Here is an 18,054-nt window from a genome sequence, read left to right as displayed (position 1 = left end):
AAAAATTGCATCTCCGCTTTTGTAATTAAAACTATATCTTTATGAAAAGAATTACACGGTCACTATGATAGAGAATACGTTTGGAATGGATATAATGCCTGAAAATGAACATGACAGACTGAATGCCCTCAGACGCTATAAAATAACTGGAACCCCTTCTGAAGCCAGTTTTGATGGAATTGCAAAATTAGCCACACAAATCTTCAATGCCCCTATTGCATTGCTCTCACTGGTGGATGCAGAATCTGTCTATTTCAAAGCAAATATTGGCATGGGCACCACAAAGGAAACGAATCGAGGGCAAAGCTTGTGTAGTCTAGCTATTCTGGACAAGAAAGTAACGGGCTTTGAAGATACACTGAAAGAAGATATCCTACTGACCAATCCAAATGTAATTGGTGATTTTGGACTACGGTTTTACGCAGGTGCACCACTTATTACACATGATGGTTTTATGATCGGTTCGCTTTGCGTCATCGACAAACATCCACGCGCTTTCACTGCGGCTGATCGACAGATATTAGAAGGTCTTGCTCGGACCGCAATGGATCAAATCGAGCTTCGAAGTTCTTCCATAGATAAAATTGATGAGCTTGAGGGTGTCAATATTACTATGGCAACCATGCAACAACGGCTGCTCGAGCTTAATGACGAGATGGAGCTTGCCAACGATGAACTTTATCGTACCAATAGCCAGCTCAACAAATCCTATGATTTGACAGTGCTGCTCAACAAAAACCTCAAAAAAAGCGAACGTCGCTTCAGATCCTTTATAGATAAAGCCCCAATAGCCTTTGCGATTTTAAAAGGCCGTGAATTAGTCATTGAAGTTGCCAACGATATGATGCTCAAACTCTGGCACAAAACAGAGGTTATTCTCGGCAAACCACTAGCACAAGCACTTCCGGAATTACAGGGACAGCCTTATTTGGGGATATTGGATGATGTCTTTACTACTGGCCAAAACTATATTGGAGACACTGCCTACGCAAGACTTGAGTCTATGGGGGAATTGGGCGATCATTATTTTGATTTCACCTATGAGCCGTTGAAAAATGATGAAGGCGAAACGGAGTCTATTATTGTCATCGCCAATGAGGTTACGGAGCGTATCAAAAGAAACGAACACCTTGAAGCCCTCAACTATCAGTTGGAAATTGCACTAAAAGCTGGTGAACTTGGTTCTTACAATCGCGATATAAGAACAGGTAAAATGGACTGCTCGGAAACCTGTAAACTCAATTTTGGCCTCACTAAAAACGATCGCTTTGATTATGATGTCCTCATGCAAAGCATCGTCCCTGAGCACCGCGAAATGGTCTATCAAAAAGTTCAGGATGCTATCCAGAACAAGACCACTTATCACGCTGAATATCTCATCCGTTGGCCTGATGGATCGTTGCATTGGATCAATGCGTCGGGTCTTCCCAAATACGATGCAGAAGGTAATGCGACTCACCTCATTGGTGTAGTGGCGGATATCACAAAACGGAAAAATTATGAGTCACAAAAAGATGATTTCCTGGGCATTGCCAGCCATGAACTAAAGACGCCCGTCACGGGATTAAAGGGAACGATTCAACTGCTGGAACGATTCAAGGACAAAACCGGAAGTGACATCATTTCAAGACTTATTGATCAGTCTGCTGTCAATATCAAAAAGATCGTTACACTTGTTGACGACCTTCTTAATATGCATCGAATAAGTGAAGGGCAGCTTCATCTCGAAAAAACAACCTTCAAGGCATCAAAGATACTTACCTCCAGTTGCCACAATATCATATCCCAAGGCAACCATCAAGTTAATATTACCGGCGATCTCGATGCAGATATCTTTGCCGACGAACAACGTCTTGAACAAGTCCTTGTAAATTTTGTCAACAATGCCGTTAAATATGCCCCAGAATCGAGAGAAATCAATATTACGGTTGAACAGCTTCAAGATCGTATCAAAATAACCGTCAAAGATCAAGGTGAAGGTATTAATCCGGCAGTACAGCCTTTTATTTTTGATCGATATTATAGAGCTAATCACGAAGGTAAATCTTACTCGGGGCTTGGACTGGGGCTTTATATTTCCGCTGAAATAATCAAAAAACACGCGGGTCAGATAGGAGTTGATAGCACCGTGGGTTTGGGCAGTAGTTTTTGGTTTTCCATCCCACTCCCGACAGCAGAAAAATAAACGCAAAAGAGCCGGTTTTTACCCGGCTCTTTACTATCAAATCCTACGTGCTTATTATTGACAGACTGCTTACACTTACGTGTAGTAGTCCGGCATTTGAAAATAGACTTAGGCTATCTCCTCAACCGTCGCATCAGGCGCATTCTTCTTGACAGACTCAATACCATTTTCCATACCACTTGCACTTTCATACATCTCGCTGGTTCCAATAATTTGGCCATTGGTAGCTTTGAGGTTAAAGTAGTGCTTACCGTTCGTAGAAGTTTTACGATCAAATTTGTTATCGTCCTGAGCGTTCTTTTTTACAGATTCAACGCCATTTAAACAGTTTGCTTTAGTTGTATAACCTTCACTGCTTAAAATCACCTGTCCGTTTCCAGCTTTTAGATTAAACTGAAATTCTCCATTTTTCCGTGTTTTTACTTCAAATTTACCCATTTTCTCAATTAATTAAATAAATATGTGGTTATCGGAATTAACTTCCATACTAAAGATAATACTTTTCAATGTTTTTATTGTAAAACAACGATTAATTTTTTTATCATCAATAAGGTACATACTTCCTAACATCTGTTCTAACAGATTAAACGTCACAGTATGCAAGACTGTTTAATCTCTTAACGCGGTTAAATCTTGTGTAGGAGCCGGCAAATTCAGATTACTTATCGCCGTATAGACAGATTCATCGACTTTAAAACCCCATTTTCTAAAAAAATCCGAAAGATCTTTTTGTGCAATCTGACATGCCGACAGCATAAAATAGCGCATTTTCTCTGCGTCTGTTGAAACTGTAGGCCTGTTCTCCCGGGTAGTTTTGCTAAGTTTGATGTAGAAATCATCACCAAATCCTAGCCAAAGCTGATGAAACATAATCATTTTCAAATCATTATCTCCTGAATTAAAGTTGCGGTCCGCGATGTTTTTCTGAAAGTAAGTCGTCAATTTAGGCCAGGAATTATTGGCAGTCACCCGGCTTACCGGCAATCCAAATCCCCTTTCACTGGCTAGAGAATAGACATTCACGGTTGTTTCTGTCAGATTGCCCCAGGTCCAAGCTTTTTGTTGATAGGTATGTCCTACTTCATGCCATATTCCCCATCCATTTGTATTGGACAGGTATTTTGGCTGTAACATACGATAAGATAAAGCATCGGTAAAATAAATAGAAATACCGGCAGCCATATAACCACCTGCACTCGAATCTCTCACGGTAATCAGGTGTTTATTATATGGTATGGCATGGACTCCACTCGTACCATTCAAACCACTGATACGATTGGAAAAACCAATAATTGAATCCAGTCTATCCACAATAAGCTGTTGATCTTCGTTCTTATACAGTAGCGCATCGGCAATTTTGGTTACCATAATGGTGTGATCTGACGAGAAGACGACATCCGGCACGGTATTTTTCAACGAATCCAATGTAGCTACCCATTGCTCATGGGTGGTAATTCCCTTTTGAAAGTAAGGTACCGGGATAAAGCCATTGCCAAAAGAAAGCTCTATTTCTCCAGTTGCTGTGTAGTTATCAGCTGTATAAATCACATAAACCAAGCCCCCGTATTGGTCCACTGTGAACGTTTGCGTACCTGCCTGGAGATTGAAATACTGCCGCACTGGTCGAATATTGTCTCTAAAAGGCGTCCCGATCGCCAAGCGTGCTGCTGTAGTCCCCGAGTTGACTTTTACTTTTATCGTTATAGTACTGTTTGGCGCTACATAAAATCCGGTCATTTGCATTTCATTATGATTTGCTCGAAACTGAAGTCTATCAGCCTCAGTTGCAGCCGAAGGACTTACTTTAAATCGTTGGACCGAATCCGCTATTGCTAAGGATTCCGCACTGGAATCGTTCAGTAAAGTGTACATTAAGCTACCATCCTTCCGGCAGGAAGTGGTCATAGCGATCACTAAAATCGTGATTAAGGAAAACACGGTCTTTCTCATAATTTTTAAATAAAGTTTATAATTTGTATTAATTGTCAACACTTCTTTCCGATCACCCTTCAAAGCCTCAGCGACTGTTTCGAAGTTTTTATTTTTCTAATCGATTTATGGTTCATCGAAACTTGAAAACCAGATGATCCATGCAAAGAATTCACTTCACCTTCAGCAAAGTATTTTAGTTCATAATCTAAAAGCAAGATATAATATATTGTACAGAAAAATAATCAACCACTCCACATCAAACGTTTGCACAATCAACGAAAACCTTTTCGCTTTGATGAATTTCAAATAATTATAAAGAAAATCTGTTTTAAAAAAATGGTAAGAAACGAGTAATAGCCCTATTCTATACTGCTATAGAAGCTAGATGTTATTCAAACTAATCACACAGCCCCAACGCTATTCCCTCGAACACCATATCATAAAAGACTGACATGTCAGCACCTGATCATCACATCTGCTGCCATTAAAGAATTATATATTATATGTCTTGAAGTGGATTAATCATTACGAGAAGCCGAAAAACTCTAAAAAAAACAGTATAACCAATGGTTATAACCCACCTGTTTTAACCTTTTATTTTTAATACAGATAACAGACACAAACATCTATATTACAAAGAATAATAGAAAATATAATCATAGAAAAAAGCTGTTAAAAATTAGAGTATAAAAAGCGATTTCCATGTTATTGGAACCAGGTTTTTAATCATCCGTCTATTTTTCCAAGGATGGTCTGCTGCACGTCAGTTTTACTACAATCAGTGATAAAAAATTATAATTTTAAAAAACGAATCATTAATTTCGAAAAGTACACTATGAAATTAATACTCTAATTTTGCTTGCATTCAAACAAGATTGATGGAACACTTAACCTAAACTATAGCCCTAGACACTATAGTGCGGCAATAACGAGCGATTATCTTAAAACATGAAAAACAACATAAAGGAACAAAACGAAACGTTAAATCAATTGGATCAAAATTCAGCATTGCTAGCAGAACACCCCATTCTAGTAGAATTTAAAAACCTTATTCACCAGTATCCTCAGAATCACTGGGACCTCCAATTCTACTTGAAAAAGCTCAATATATCAAGAATAGCGTTACATCGATTGACGCTTTCAAGTAATGAAACTTCACCCAGCACGATCGTCAAGGAAATTGTTGCAAGTGAGATTGCTAAAAAACTAGCTTCTACGGAGATTCCGATTAAAGAGTTGACTTCGTATTATGGTTTTAGTTCATCGGCATCATTAACACGGTTTATCAAAAAACATACTGGTCTTAGTCCGCGAAAATTTAGAGCATTAAACGCATTGGATTATGTTTAAACTTGCCCAGCGACTATCTCTCATTTCGATAGTTAAAAATTGAATATCTTTAGGTAAACCTTTTTATGATGTTTCATGATACTCATGCATTTACCAACATTTAATATTGATTCAATAAGGCTGCACAGTGAATAAAAATCAAGATAGAGCAGCTACTGCTTTTTGATAAGCTTGTAATTATTCAGCGATTCGTCCTTTTGAACAGTATACTGATCTTTGAGTTGCATCACCCAACCCTCACCCTCTATTCGCTGTCCTTCGATTTTAGTAGGCCTACTAACGGTTATTTTATCCCAATTGGGCGCCATGAGCGCCCCACTTTTGACATCTAGAATCCCCCAGTTATCGGCGATCCTTATGGTTGGATAAACAGTTCCCAAATCTGTGATTGGGAGGATATTTCTCGGATCAAAAGACACATTCATTTTCTCAAATTTAATGGTCATATGAGGCTGATCCACAAACAAGGAACGATACAATGCAATTTGCTTCTTTATTTTTTCCGCTCGTAGTTGTTCCTCTGTGAATATCTGTTTTCCATTATACTCCGCTGTAATGGCTTTTACTGTTGCTGCAAGATCTTTCGGAAGTTCAATGTTCAATTCGCGCATAAAGAATACAGTTAAATCTGTATTTACTGAAATCTTTTGATTCCAAAGCGGATCCTTTAAACTCATTATATATCCATAGATGGGCGTGGTATTGTAGGCAAAAGACCTTACATAAGTGGGGTTCTTGAAAAATCTGTCTATTACATCAATGAAATGTTTTTTTGTTTTTTCTTTATCTCTCCCACTGATCATTACTCCGGTATACTCTGCAATCCCTTCATTAAGTTCCAATTGATTTTCAATATGGGCAGAGCCTGGAAAAAGTGAATTTCGATACTTCCGAAAAATCAAAGCATCCTTCAAGTGCATTCGTTGTTCATCTTGCGCGTCTGAACAAACCGCCTTTTTAAGCGCCTCCAATTCTAAACGTAAGTATATCCGTCCATTCTCTTGATCGAGATGAGTACTTTCGCTGTTATTTTGAACAAATCCCAAAGCCGATTGTGCGGAATGAAACAATTCATGAGCCAACAAATTGATCCGTGCATAATAATCTTTAGATAAAGGCAACATAATCATCGCCCAAGTGCGACCATTCCACGTTAAAGACGTATTGGCAATATTTACACTGTCGGGCAATTTAGCAATATAGCTATTTTTATATTGCACAAACGAACTATCAGCACCAAAGTTATTACTAAATAGCTGTCGTGTCTCAGGGTTCACCAAAATAATATCATCATATAAATCTCTATTCCATAACGAATAACCAATTTTAGTTGCAGTTTTAATTTCACTAAAATATTGAACAATACTGTCTGGCTTTGTCTCCTTAGATTCTTGTCCAAGCGCTAATGCACTGAGCAAAAGATATAGAAACGTTATAGATATTTTCTTCATTAAACACTTGTGAAAACGGTTATAAATGATATTTTTTGGTTAAAAAGAGATTGTTAGAATTTGACAAACATCTTCTTTCTAATTGCTAAAAATACACATTATATCACTAAAATATCTATCATTAAACAAAAAAAAGCACACTTAATCTGTGTACTTTTTTGCTCAACATCGACGATGCTGTGTTTATACATCATTATAAAGACTCTTTGAACTACAAAGTATTCTTGAGATATACTGCTGATTCCAAGTTCAATCCATCGAGTCTGCTAATACCTGGTTGTTTTACAAATCCATTCTGTTCAAAAAGTCCTATCAACGAACTTTTTAAGGGTTCATTGATCCAAATCACGTCGTAGGTACTGCAGACGGCAAGACATTTGTTCATTAATGATGCCTCCATTTGCTGCAGAGCCTCATGCTGGCAGACACCGAAATCCGCGATTCTAATCACACGTTTACCTGCCAGGCCTTTCGGCTTCTGCCCTTTTGAGGTTATTCTTGCATAACCCATCGGCTGATCGTTAGCATATACTACCAGCCATTGATTTGACATACTGTTTATTTCGCTGACAAGGGTTTTGGAATTAAAACTATCAACAATGTAATTATCTAGTTCAGCTGGCTCCACTAAGCTGCCGAATTTTTCTAGGGCTAGAGTTTTGGTGAGCATTGACAACGCTTCAATTCCCTGCTCTGTTGCTACCGTAAATTTTGTGACTATATTCATATGTGCATCTACTATTAAATACACAAATGTACATGCTATCACTTGCTATTATTCGATACACATTGTTCATTTAGCATCAGTACAGGCTCCCACATAAATAACGACCTATATGCTGGATCGCTTCTATTCGTTTATCAGAAAACTTATCCGCGATGACCAACCTAAAATAATGTTCAAAAGTATTCGAAAAAGAGAACGTATAGCCCGGCGTAAATCTTGCACCAATTTTTTCACACTGCGCGTAAAAATCCGCCATATCTGTACTTTCGGGCATTTTAACCCAAAGATTATACCCTCCTGCAGGTGTGATCACTTTGGTTTTTTCAGGAAAACTGGAAGCGATTAGGTTGGTGGCCAGATAGGCATTTTTTGCCAGTTGCATCTTCAGTGAACGAATATGCCGATCGTAACTGCTGCTACCGATCAAACGGTTTACGGTCTCCTGATTCAGAGGAGAAACTGTACTGCCCAATGCAAACTTGATCTGTTCAGCATCCTTCAGAAATCGCCCTGTGCTTAACCAGCCCAGCCGAATTCCAGGTGCCAGGGTTTTTGAATACGATGAATACGTCATAACCAATCCGCTTTCATCAAATTGTTTAAGTGTGGATGGTCTGCTCCCCTGAAAGTTCAGGTCACCATAGATATCATTCTCGATTACAGCAACATGATATTGATGAGCAATCGCCAATAAAGCAATTTTCTGTTCATCTGAAAGCAAAATACCTGTTGGATTATGAAAATTCGGTGTTAGGACGACTGCTTTAACAGCATTTCCTTGACATGCTTTTCTAAAAAAGTCTATATCAAAACCATCTTTAGCAAGAACAGGAATTTCAATGACGCGCAGTTTGAGCACCCGAATGACCTCTAACGCAGAAAATACGCATGGACTTTCCACAGCAACAATATCTCCGGCTTCACATGCAGCAGCCAAGGCGATATACAAAGCCTGTAAGGCACCATCTGTGATCAGCAATTCATCTGCATGCAGCAAGGTCTGATAGGAAGCCGCACGCCTGATAATATTATCCTTCAATTGTACCGAACCATTAGATGGATAATAGCGCAGTAACCCTGCCCCTTGTTCCCGAATGACCTGCTGCATGGTCCGAAGTAAAAGTTTTTGCGGAACAAGAAGATCCCCCGGGGCAGCAACATTAAATTCCGAAAAACCCCGCCTCACAGGTGACGCTGTTGTCAGACCAAGCCCTTTTTCAAAGACAGCATCCCTTACTACCGGTGGACGTCGACGCCCTTCCGGTTCTGCCAGCATTTCATTCTTCGCACTGACATAGTAGCCAGATTTCGGAACGCTTTCCACTAAACCAATAATCATAAGATATTCATATCCAGACTGAACAGTACTCATGCTTAAACCATAATAATCTTTAACCTCGCGTACTGAAGGCAGCTTTTGCCCAGGTTTATAGATCCCTGATTTTATATTTTTCTCAATTGCTTGTGTAAATATTTCAAATTTATAGCTCTTCATCTGTATTGATCACTTTTACCTATACTGTACCTGTATCGCAAATCTAATCAAACTAAATTTGTCTAAAAAAGAAATGACAGGTAATTATCAAATCAACAGCCCCAGCGAATTACGTGCTCTTCCACAGGAAGTATTACCCGAGTTAAGTCAGGAACTAAGAAACTTCCTCATTGACCATATTGCTACACATGGCGGTCATTTTAGTTCAAGCCTTGGAGTTGTAGAACTTACTATAGCAGTTCATTATGTATTTAACACCCCTAAGGATAAATTGATCTGGGACGTTGGTCATCAGGCTTATGTCCATAAATTACTCACGGGGAGAGCGGCTCGCTTCCATTCGAACAGACTTCTAGGCGGTATAAGCGGATTTCCTGTTATGGAAGAAAATAACTTTGACGCCTTTGGTACAGGTCATTCTTCCACATCCCTATCAGCAATTCTGGGTATGGCCTGCGCAGCCAGGTATAAGGGTGATAACAGCCGTCAACACATCGCTGTTATCGGTGACGGCGCCATGACTGCCGGTCTAGCATTCGAAGCTTTAAATAATATAGGTTTCGAACAGCCTAACCTATTGATTATATTAAATGACAACGATATGTCTATTGATGCCGGTACGGGAGCCCTACAAAACTATCTGACCGACCTGACCTCGGGGCAAGCCTATAATCAGTTCAAATCACAGATCAAAAAGCTGCTGTCACCCCATAAAGATCGGACACAATGGTCAATTGCTGCGATTAGAAAAATAGAGAAATTGATAAAAACAGGGCTATTTGCATCGAGCAATATTTTCGAGGCATTGGGAATACGTTATTTTGGACCAGTGGATGGTCATAACCTCCACAAGCTTATCAAAATATTTGAGCAGTTGAAGCATGTCCCCGGGCCCAAAATAGTGCATTGTGTAACACAAAAAGGAAAAGGTTTTACACCAGCCATGTTAAACAAGGCGGAATGGCATGCCACAGGGAAATTCGACAAACTGACAGGTATACGGTTAGAAAACCAGCTACCGCAACTCTACAAGGAGACTTTTCAGCAAGTGCTGGGCGAAACGCTGATACAGCTCGCCCAACATAATAGCCGTATTATCGCTATAAGCCCAGCTATGCTTTCCGGCAGCAGGCTGACGGCAATGAAACAGCTGATGCCTAACCGCGTTTTTGATGTTGGTATCTGCGAGCAGCATGCCATTACTTTTTCCGCAGGCCTTGCTGCTGATGGGCTACTTCCTTTCTGTGTGATTTATTCGACATTCTTACAACGCGCCTATGATCAACTAATCCACGACGTCGCTTTACAGAAATTACCGGTCGTGTTCTGTATCGACAGGGCCGGCGTTGTCGGTCCCGATGGCCCCACCCATCAGGGGGCATTCGACATTGCTTTTCTTCGCTGTATACCCAACATCGCATGCGCTTCGCCCATGACGCTCACAGACTTTAAAAATTTGTTGTTCACGGCTCAGGATATCACTCTTGACGGACCGCTTGCAATCCGATACCCAAAAGGCCCAGGTAGTCGAGAGAAGCAATCAGACAAATTTACAAGACTTGAAATTGGAAAAGGAAAAAGGCTTTGTTCAGGGCAAGACATTGCCATACTCTCTCTTGGGCCCGTTGGTCAATATGCACAGGACGCCTGCAACGAACTGCTCCGGGAAGGCATGCAGGTTGGCCACTATGATCTACGGTTCTTTAAACCGCTCGACGAAGCGTTATTACATGAAGTATTCCAATCATATTCCTATATCATCACTGTTGAAGATGGATGTATAGCTGGTGGAGTAGGAACTGCAGTGCTGGAATTTATGGCCGAACATGGCTACTCAGCGACCTTGAAGCGACTTGGCTTGCCCGATACTTTTGCAGTACAGGGTACACAGCGACAGCTTCACCAACTTTATCACTACGACAAGCAGGCTATTATCGCCACGGTGAGACAGCTATACACGGGTCCGCTCGAATCGGCAGGCTCAGGGTGTAGCCTTAAGCCGAACGAGTCTTCCCCAAACAGTTAACTTAGTCACAATAGTAGTGCTTAAACAATATAGATTAAACTATCATTTGGTCTGATCATAGGATGTAAACAGCATAGGACCAACCCTGTCAGACATTCAGCTTGCGAAGCTTTCCTAAAAGGTCTTTTTGTCAGGACATGCCTTTCATAGACTTACTTCGTCTTTCAATTGTAAAAAGAATCTATAAGAGCCAAAACTGCTTATATCTTCTAAGACAAACATCCAGAAAGGTACGGTGTTTGTGGCTTACATGAAAGAAACAATGTTGTTTCTTTCATGTAGCAATTCATACCATGAAACACTTATTCGTCCTCCTTGCTATAGCGACAGGCTTATTTCTGATCAGCAAGGTTTGCTTTTCACAAAAAGGGAAAGATTCAAAACCGTCAATACAAAATACTATGAATACTATAAATCAAAAAGATCATGTTGTCTATTTTGCCGGAGGATGCTTCTGGGGAACTGAGCATTTCTTTAAACAAGTCCGCGGGGTCACCGCAACCGAAGTTGGCTATGCCAATGGAAACCTTCAGCACCCTTCATACGCACAAGTTTCGACAGGAACCTCAGGTTTTGCCGAAACGGTAAAGGTAACCTTCGACCCGGAGCTTGTCGATCTAAAGCTTCTCGTAGACCTTTTCTTCAAAACAATTGATCCAACTTCATTAAATAAACAAGGCAACGATATCGGTACACAATACCGTACAGGAATCTATTATACCAATGCGGATGATGCCGCTGTTATCAAAGAACAAATAGCTGCTTTAGCAAGTCAATACAACAGCAAAATCGTGGTGGAAATAGAATCTTTACAGAATTATTATAATGCTGAAGCTTATCATCAAAAATACCTGGACAAAAACCCTGGCGGTTATTGCCATATAAGCCCTGATTTATTTAAACTTGCGCGAAATGCCAACCCCGAAAAAGCGAAAGCGGACGTTAAAAACACGTATAAAAAAGCAGATAAGGAGACCTTGAAGAAAGAGTTGACTCCATTGCAATACGATGTTACACAAAACAGTGCAACGGAGCGCGCGTTTGACAATGCCTATAATGATGAATTTAGGGAAGGTATTTATGTCGATATCACAACCGGAGAACCCTTATTTGTTTCTACAGATAAATTTGAATCGGGATGTGGGTGGCCCAGTTTTTCCAAACCAATTAGCGATAGCCTGATTCAAGAACACTCCGACAATTCGTACGGGATGCGCAGAACGGAAGTACGCAGCAAAACTGGTGATGCACACCTCGGCCACGTTTTTAACGATGGACCGGCAGATAAAGGTGGTCTACGCTATTGTATAAACAGTGCTTCACTTCGATTTATTCCAAAAGACAAGATGAAAGCACAGGGCTACGAAAAGTATTTGCCATTATTGGTAAAAAAATAGTCTGCAGCGCCTCCAACGAGGCGCTTGCCCTGAACATTTCAGATTCCTTCAAGCTAGCGTTATAATAACCTATTATTCAATGCAAAAACCAATACTTCATTCATGTTACTTACCCCCAGCTTTTCAAATAATTTTCGCCGATGAAATTTCACCGTATCAATGGAAACGAAAATTTTTTCCGAAGTTTCATGAATGGTCAGACCGCGATGATAAAAACGTAAAATCTCTATTTCACGTTCGGTAAGATTAATCTTTTTTTGGGAGTTCCATTTCCCAGTCAACAGATCCAATTCCCATACTAGATCGGAGTGCAGCTTTTCGATAGTCACGTTACCTGAAGATACGTTAGTGGATAAAGACACGATACAAATTGCTTTCCATATTTTCCCCTCTTCTGTCAAAAAAACAGGTGTCAGTTTATGATTAATTAAAATAAACTTGTTGTGTGCATTTTGTATCTGAAAATCATACGATATAACATAAAGCTTCCGTTCCTCGATGGGTATTTTTTCATAAAAGCTGAACCCCGCTTCATTAATCGTAATGAGCATCTGGAAATCATCGGATGGAACATATTTTTGATAAAAGCCATAGCCCATTTCCAGTACCTCTTTGGCTGTTAAACCAGCGAGAAACAGCGGGTTGTCTGAAACAAACTCAAAACTTTTAGCCTGGTAATCGATTAGATAAATACTCTGATAGGTAATCCGTGAGAAAGCTTTGACGAGCTCAATATAGCCATGGGTCTGCAGGATGTCCCTTTCTGAAAGACGATCAACAGTATTTTTTTGTGAAAATAGCGCGTTAAAATCCATAACGAAATTCTAAATGTCGAAGTTAAATAAAACTACACTCAAGTGTAGCTTTTATTTGGACAAACTGTAATACTTTTGGACAAAACAGCTAAAAAAATATAGCTAACTGAACGAAAAGCCGGAAAAAACATAAAACTATTTCTTACACAAATGCTTATTAACACTATTCAGATTCGAAATATTGGAATCGCCTTTGGGATCTTATTTTTTGGAAACAGCAATGCACAGCAGAAAATTGAGGTTCTAAATTTTGGGACATTTCACATGAGCTATACGCCTGATGCACATAAAGTAGAATTTGACGAAAAAGATCAAAAAAACAGAAAAGAAACATATCAAGTAGCCAAACTGTTGGCAGACTTTAAACCAACTATCATCTGCGTGGAAATCATTCCTGAAAAAAACGAAGAATTGAACGGCGACTACAGCTCTTTTATTAAAGATAAAGGACATAAAGCTAAGTTCGGTGGTGAAATAGCCATAATTGCATATGAAGTAGGCAAACTTGCAGGGGTAAAAAAAATTTATGGAATTGATGAACAGCAAACTGCTGCTTATAATTACAACATTGCAAATGAGTTGGAGAATCAGGTAGACAGTGTAACCTATAAAAGCTACATGGGAAAAATTATGCAGGAATTCGCCCATATTGATAAACTCTCCATTTTAGAAAAATTAAAGGTATTTAATCAGAAAGAGACCTTGCAAAAGTTTATCAATGTAAACGCTGATATCTTAACCTACAGCAGTACAAAAGGTAATTTTGAAGGAGCAGACGAAGCCAGTAAATTCTACCGAAGAAATCTACGGATATTCTCCAATTTAAATCAGATCCCGGTCACTGGGCAGGATCGAATTTTGCTAATCACGGGCGCGACTCACGCAGCTTTCCTTGGTGAACTTTTGCAATGGAGCCCCAAATACAAACTCGTAGAAGTTGCCGAATACCTTCAATAAAACCATCGGTAAGAAAAGACTCTTTTGGTCGACTTTCGAATGAAACAGATTAACAAACCTTAATTACTTAAATAAACACTTCAAAATGATAACTTGTAAAAACTGTGGCACAGGCATTACGTCAAAATTCTGTCCCGATTGTGGCCAACCTGCAATGCTAAAAAGAATAGACGCTCATTATATCACCCACGAAATACAACATGTGCTTCACTTTGAACGCGGCATCCTCTATACCATTCGAGAATTGGTGACAGCTCCGGGGAAGAATGTGCAAAACTACATTTCTGAAAATCGCAGCCGGCTGGTCAAACCTATTATTTTCGTTATTGTCACATCTTTAGTGTATTCTATTATTGCCCACTTTTTCCATACTGAAGAGCGCTATATGCAATCAATCGACAGCCATGGTATTGAAAGTAAACTCGTAATCACAAGCAACATCTTTCGATGGCTACGAGATCATTATGGTTATGCTAACATTATTATGGGGTTCTTTATCGCCCTTTGGACTAAATTATTCTTTAAAAAATACGGTTATAATCTTTTTGAAATCATCATCTTATTATGTTTTATTATGGGGATGACAATGTTAATTTATGCACTTTTTGCAATAATTGACGGTATCACGCACCAAAGTTTAATCCTATATGCAACTTTAGTAACTTTTATATATTACTCCTGGGCCATGGGACAGTTTTTTGATAAAGCTAAAAAGATCAACTATTTCAAAGCATTTGCCGCTTCAATAATAGGCTTTTTCTCCTATTTGGTCGTCATACTTTTCATTGGTATTACATTGGATATACTTATAAAATAGCAATTTTGTGACTGATGCAGACATGTATCTAAGAAGCCACCATCATCAATTGATGCGATAAATAGGATAGAGAAGATGTGACTCTTCATAATAAGGTGAATTTTTGTATATCCAATCCAGCTGCGCACTACTACTTGCAGCAAGTTTAGGGTTGTTCATCTTTTCGCGCTCAAAGGCAGATCTTAAATCTTTATTCTCCTTTAGAAGCTTGGCTGCTGTATCTTCAAAAACATAAGCTGAATAGTATTCTTTTTGTCCTAAGATCGCATCAAAGAAATTCCAATTAAAATAAGAGTCTATTGCTTCAGGTTCCAAGGTTTCCAGCAGAAACTTCACACCGTCCTGGTTCAAAGGGACCAAAAAATCACCGGCACTGAAGTTTACCTTGTTGGACTCCCGAAGGAGACTGGTGTCAAAATGTAAATAATGCCCCTCATATGGACTTGAAGTTGTCTTGAAATCCTTAATCCTATACTGTTCCACCGCAATAACAGAATCTTGTTTAAGCGGAATCATCTTGATTTGATTGAGTGTCAACAATTCAATAATTTTCCATTCAGACTGCGGAATGACATAATACGATGGAATCGTCACTTCTTTTATCGGAACATATGTATTATATAACTTAACTTGTTTTGAAAACTTAGCGTTTCTATCATACCACAACCTATCTTTCGAAGAAACGTCACTTGGTTTATATTTTGCCTCGAAGCCCTTAAATTCCAGCGATTCATATTTTGAGGAATCAAGCTTCCATGCTATGGCATATTTATCCCCTATTTGATATTGCTTTAGGTTTTCAGCTCTTTTTTGTTTAATCACCTTATAATTCTGTTCGATAAAATCCAGGTTACAACGCATATAGTCATAAGTCGCTTTGACACGTTCTTGATAAGGTTTCAACATATGTGTTTCCACAACAGTTCCGATTACATTAAATAGACTGGTGTAGCCTGTTGCGTATCTTGGCGAATCCATAAAGGTTGGAAAACCTCCATCGGGCACATCGTTGTGGATGTTAACATAGGGAACAGACATAAATCCTTTCTTTTGGAGATCCTTGAGTAAGTTTTTTTGCATGTGGCTGTTAAAATAATTTCCCAAAAGGTTTCCTAGACGTTCTTTGTTTGTTGAGATATAGGTGAAGGTGTACTGATAATCGGCCCCATTGCTGACATGATTATCTATAAAAACATCTGGTTTGACCCATTGAAAAATTCGCTGAAAACTCCGCGAGTTTTTAGTATCTGTCTTAATAAAATCCCTATTTAAGTCATAGTGTCTTGCATTTCCACGAAAACCATACTCCTCAGGGCCATTTTGATTAGCTCTGGAAAAGCTCCCACGATTTAACATCCCACTCACATTGTAACTCGCCAGCGCAACAACAATAACATTTTGAGGTGCCTTTATCTTTCCTGTCGCCAAATCGCGCATGAGCATCATAGTCGCATCAATACCGTCTGGCTCTCCAGGATGAATACCATTGTTGACCAATAAAACGCACCTCTCTTCCCTAGCCACTTCCAGAGTCTTTCCAAACGGATTAAATACAACAACATCTATTGGTTTATTGTTATCGTCTTCTCCCCTTGTTTCATAGTGAATTGTTGTATATTTCTGTGCCAATTCCTGATAATATGCCCGCATTTCTTCAAAAGTTGCCGATTGATTGCCATTACCCCGTTCATAAGGTGTAAGTATTTGGGCATAACTTCTGCCAAAAAGCATGAAAGAAAATAATATCAGGAACTGTTTCATAAGATCAATTTAGGCTCCAATTTACGATAAACTTGTTAAAATGCGTAAGCAATCTCGCCCTTCTATTAAGAACGGCTTCCCGATAAAAACAAAATCCCTAAGAAATGTAGGGATTTTGTTTTTACTCTTTATCGCTATCTTATTTGCTGACCTCGTTTAATAATTCAATATCTTCCGTATCTAATTTAAGAGCCGGAGCCGCACATAACGTATCCAATTGACGCTCACTTGTAGCACTCACAATGGGAGCGGTAATTAGCGGTTTAGCCAACAACCATGCTAATGCTACAGTCGCCTGTTTTGTCCCATGTTTCTCGGAGATAACATCGAGCGCTTCCAGGACAGCTTTACCTTTAGCATCAAAATATTTTTTGATCCCACCGCCTCTAGCCGTTTTATCAAAGTCAGCTTCAGTACGGTATTTACCGGTCAAGAAACCTGCAGCAAGTGACCAATATGGAAATACACTCAAGCCGTACTTCTCGACCAATCCCGCATAATCTGTTTCAAAACCTGTGCGCTCTACCAAATTATAATGCGGTTGCAAAGCAACATATTTAGGAAGACCATTTTTCTCAGCAACATCAAAGCTTTCCGTTAACCGCGCCGGCGATAGATTAGAAGCGGCAATATAACGTACCTTGCCTGCTTCTATTAAGTCAGCATAAGCCGACAATGTCTCCTCCACAGGTGTTATGTTATCGTCAAAGTGGGTATAGTATAAATCAATATGATCTACTCCCAATCGTCGCAATGATTCATCAGCAGATTTCAAAATATGTTTCCTTGAGATATCATATCCGTGCTCCTTAGTCTCGGATCCAACTTTTGTTGCGATTACTATATTTTGACGGTTACCACGGCTTTTTAACCATTTCCCAATAATTTCTTCGGACTGCCCGCCGGTTCCATTCACCCACCAAGAATAGGTATCTGCCGTATCGATAAAATTAAATCCTGCTCCTACGAACTTATCTAGCATTTCAAACGATTTTTGCTCATCTAATGTCCAGCCAAAAACATTCCCGCCAAAATTAATTGGAGCTATCTGCAAATCTGTGTGTTGTATTTCTACCTTTTTCATTGAAATTATCTGTTTATTGTTCCTTTAAATAAAAAATCGCTATGCAAGTATAGCTAT

The 18,054-nt window shown here is 39.3% G+C and carries 14 protein-coding genes; 6 read left to right on the top strand and 8 right to left on the bottom strand.

Annotated elements, in window-relative coordinates:
• The first annotated feature begins 64 nt into the window (after window positions 1-64).
• Window positions 65-2,185, top strand: a complete 2,121-nt coding sequence (locus HS960_RS06815; protein ID WP_182331932.1) for an ATP-binding protein — start codon at window positions 65-67, stop codon at window positions 2,183-2,185.
• A 108-nt stretch (window positions 2,186-2,293) separates the two neighbouring features.
• On the opposite strand, the gene HS960_RS06810 is transcribed toward HS960_RS06815, so the two are convergent.
• Window positions 2,294-2,623, bottom strand: coding sequence for a YegP family protein (locus HS960_RS06810; RefSeq protein ID WP_075992803.1), 330 nt, complete (start codon window positions 2,621-2,623; stop codon window positions 2,294-2,296).
• Between the two features lie 171 nt (window positions 2,624-2,794).
• A complete protein-coding gene (locus tag HS960_RS06805) occupies window positions 2,795-4,135 on the bottom strand; it encodes a M60 family metallopeptidase (RefSeq protein ID WP_153844632.1) in 1,341 nt (446 codons plus the stop codon).
• A 930-nt stretch (window positions 4,136-5,065) separates the two neighbouring features.
• On the opposite strand from HS960_RS06805, the gene HS960_RS06800 reads away from it, so the two are divergent.
• A complete protein-coding gene (locus HS960_RS06800) occupies window positions 5,066-5,467 on the top strand; it encodes a helix-turn-helix domain-containing protein (RefSeq protein ID WP_182331930.1) in 402 nt (133 codons plus the stop codon).
• A gap of 152 nt (window positions 5,468-5,619) precedes the next feature.
• On the opposite strand, the gene HS960_RS06795 is transcribed toward HS960_RS06800, so the two are convergent.
• From HS960_RS06795 to HS960_RS06785, 3 genes are all read right to left on the bottom strand, one after another.
• The gene (locus HS960_RS06795; RefSeq protein WP_182331928.1) at window positions 5,620-6,918 is read right to left on the bottom strand and encodes a hypothetical protein; all 1,299 of its coding nucleotides are present in this window, start codon (window positions 6,916-6,918) and stop codon (window positions 5,620-5,622) included.
• Window positions 6,919-7,129: 211 nt separating this feature from the next.
• Window positions 7,130-7,645, bottom strand: a complete 516-nt coding sequence (locus HS960_RS06790; protein WP_182331926.1) for an N-acetyltransferase — start codon at window positions 7,643-7,645, stop codon at window positions 7,130-7,132.
• A gap of 76 nt (window positions 7,646-7,721) precedes the next feature.
• Window positions 7,722-9,140, bottom strand: a complete 1,419-nt coding sequence (locus HS960_RS06785) for an aminotransferase-like domain-containing protein (protein WP_182331924.1) — start codon at window positions 9,138-9,140, stop codon at window positions 7,722-7,724.
• 58 nt (window positions 9,141-9,198) lie between these two features.
• Here HS960_RS06785 and dxs point away from each other — a divergent pair, with 58 nt between their 5' ends.
• Window positions 9,199-11,166 carry a 1-deoxy-D-xylulose-5-phosphate synthase gene (gene dxs, locus HS960_RS06780; protein ID WP_317167973.1) on the top strand — a complete coding sequence of 656 codons (1,968 nt, stop codon included), beginning with the start codon at window positions 9,199-9,201 and terminating at the stop codon, window positions 11,164-11,166.
• Window positions 11,167-11,567: 401 nt separating this feature from the next.
• Window positions 11,568-12,563, top strand: coding sequence for a peptide-methionine (R)-S-oxide reductase MsrB (msrB, locus tag HS960_RS27215; protein ID WP_228280223.1), 996 nt, complete (start codon window positions 11,568-11,570; stop codon window positions 12,561-12,563).
• A 59-nt stretch (window positions 12,564-12,622) separates the two neighbouring features.
• On the opposite strand, the gene HS960_RS06770 is transcribed toward msrB, so the two are convergent.
• Window positions 12,623-13,378 (bottom strand): response regulator transcription factor, encoded by a 756-nt coding sequence (locus HS960_RS06770; RefSeq protein ID WP_182331920.1) that lies wholly within the window; start codon window positions 13,376-13,378, stop codon window positions 12,623-12,625.
• Between the two features lie 150 nt (window positions 13,379-13,528).
• On the opposite strand from HS960_RS06770, the gene HS960_RS06765 reads away from it, so the two are divergent.
• The gene (locus tag HS960_RS06765; protein ID WP_202883765.1) at window positions 13,529-14,335 is read left to right on the top strand and encodes a DUF5694 domain-containing protein; all 807 of its coding nucleotides are present in this window, start codon (window positions 13,529-13,531) and stop codon (window positions 14,333-14,335) included.
• Between the two features lie 85 nt (window positions 14,336-14,420).
• Window positions 14,421-15,152, top strand: a complete 732-nt coding sequence (locus tag HS960_RS06760) for a DUF3667 domain-containing protein (protein ID WP_227550078.1) — start codon at window positions 14,421-14,423, stop codon at window positions 15,150-15,152.
• Between the two features lie 45 nt (window positions 15,153-15,197).
• Here the strand turns inward: HS960_RS06760 and HS960_RS06755 are convergent, their stop codons facing one another.
• Window positions 15,198-16,913: a M14 family metallopeptidase gene (locus HS960_RS06755; RefSeq protein ID WP_182331918.1), complete on the bottom strand. Its 1,716-nt coding sequence runs from the start codon at window positions 16,911-16,913 to the stop codon at window positions 15,198-15,200.
• 139 nt (window positions 16,914-17,052) lie between these two features.
• A complete protein-coding gene (locus tag HS960_RS06750; RefSeq protein ID WP_182331917.1) occupies window positions 17,053-17,997 on the bottom strand; it encodes an aldo/keto reductase in 945 nt (314 codons plus the stop codon).
• Window positions 17,998-18,054: the final 57 nt, after the last annotated feature.

This window comes from Sphingobacterium paramultivorum, assembly GCF_014109745.1.
Lineage (GTDB): Bacteria > Bacteroidota > Bacteroidia > Sphingobacteriales > Sphingobacteriaceae > Sphingobacterium > Sphingobacterium paramultivorum.
This window is presented reverse-complemented; position numbering and strand designations above follow the sequence as displayed.

Coding starts and splice junctions, on each gene's coding strand:
- HS960_RS06790 (WP_182331926.1), bottom strand. CDS start 7,645: ATGAATATAGTCACAAAATTTACGGTAGCAACAGAGCAGGGAATTGAA.
- HS960_RS06805 (WP_153844632.1), bottom strand. CDS start 4,135: ATGAGAAAGACCGTGTTTTCCTTAATCACGATTTTAGTGATCGCTATG.
- HS960_RS06760 (WP_227550078.1), top strand. CDS start 14,421: ATGATAACTTGTAAAAACTGTGGCACAGGCATTACGTCAAAATTCTGT.
- HS960_RS06810 (WP_075992803.1), bottom strand. CDS start 2,623: ATGGGTAAATTTGAAGTAAAAACACGGAAAAATGGAGAATTTCAGTTT.
- HS960_RS06795 (WP_182331928.1), bottom strand. CDS start 6,918: ATGAAGAAAATATCTATAACGTTTCTATATCTTTTGCTCAGTGCATTA.
- HS960_RS06765 (WP_202883765.1), top strand. CDS start 13,529: ATGCTTATTAACACTATTCAGATTCGAAATATTGGAATCGCCTTTGGG.
- HS960_RS06785 (WP_182331924.1), bottom strand. CDS start 9,140: ATGAAGAGCTATAAATTTGAAATATTTACACAAGCAATTGAGAAAAAT.
- HS960_RS06770 (WP_182331920.1), bottom strand. CDS start 13,378: ATGGATTTTAACGCGCTATTTTCACAAAAAAATACTGTTGATCGTCTT.
- HS960_RS06755 (WP_182331918.1), bottom strand. CDS start 16,913: ATGAAACAGTTCCTGATATTATTTTCTTTCATGCTTTTTGGCAGAAGT.
- msrB (WP_228280223.1), top strand. CDS start 11,568: ATGAATACTATAAATCAAAAAGATCATGTTGTCTATTTTGCCGGAGGA.
- HS960_RS06815 (WP_182331932.1), top strand. CDS start 65: ATGATAGAGAATACGTTTGGAATGGATATAATGCCTGAAAATGAACAT.
- HS960_RS06750 (WP_182331917.1), bottom strand. CDS start 17,997: ATGAAAAAGGTAGAAATACAACACACAGATTTGCAGATAGCTCCAATT.
- HS960_RS06800 (WP_182331930.1), top strand. CDS start 5,066: ATGAAAAACAACATAAAGGAACAAAACGAAACGTTAAATCAATTGGAT.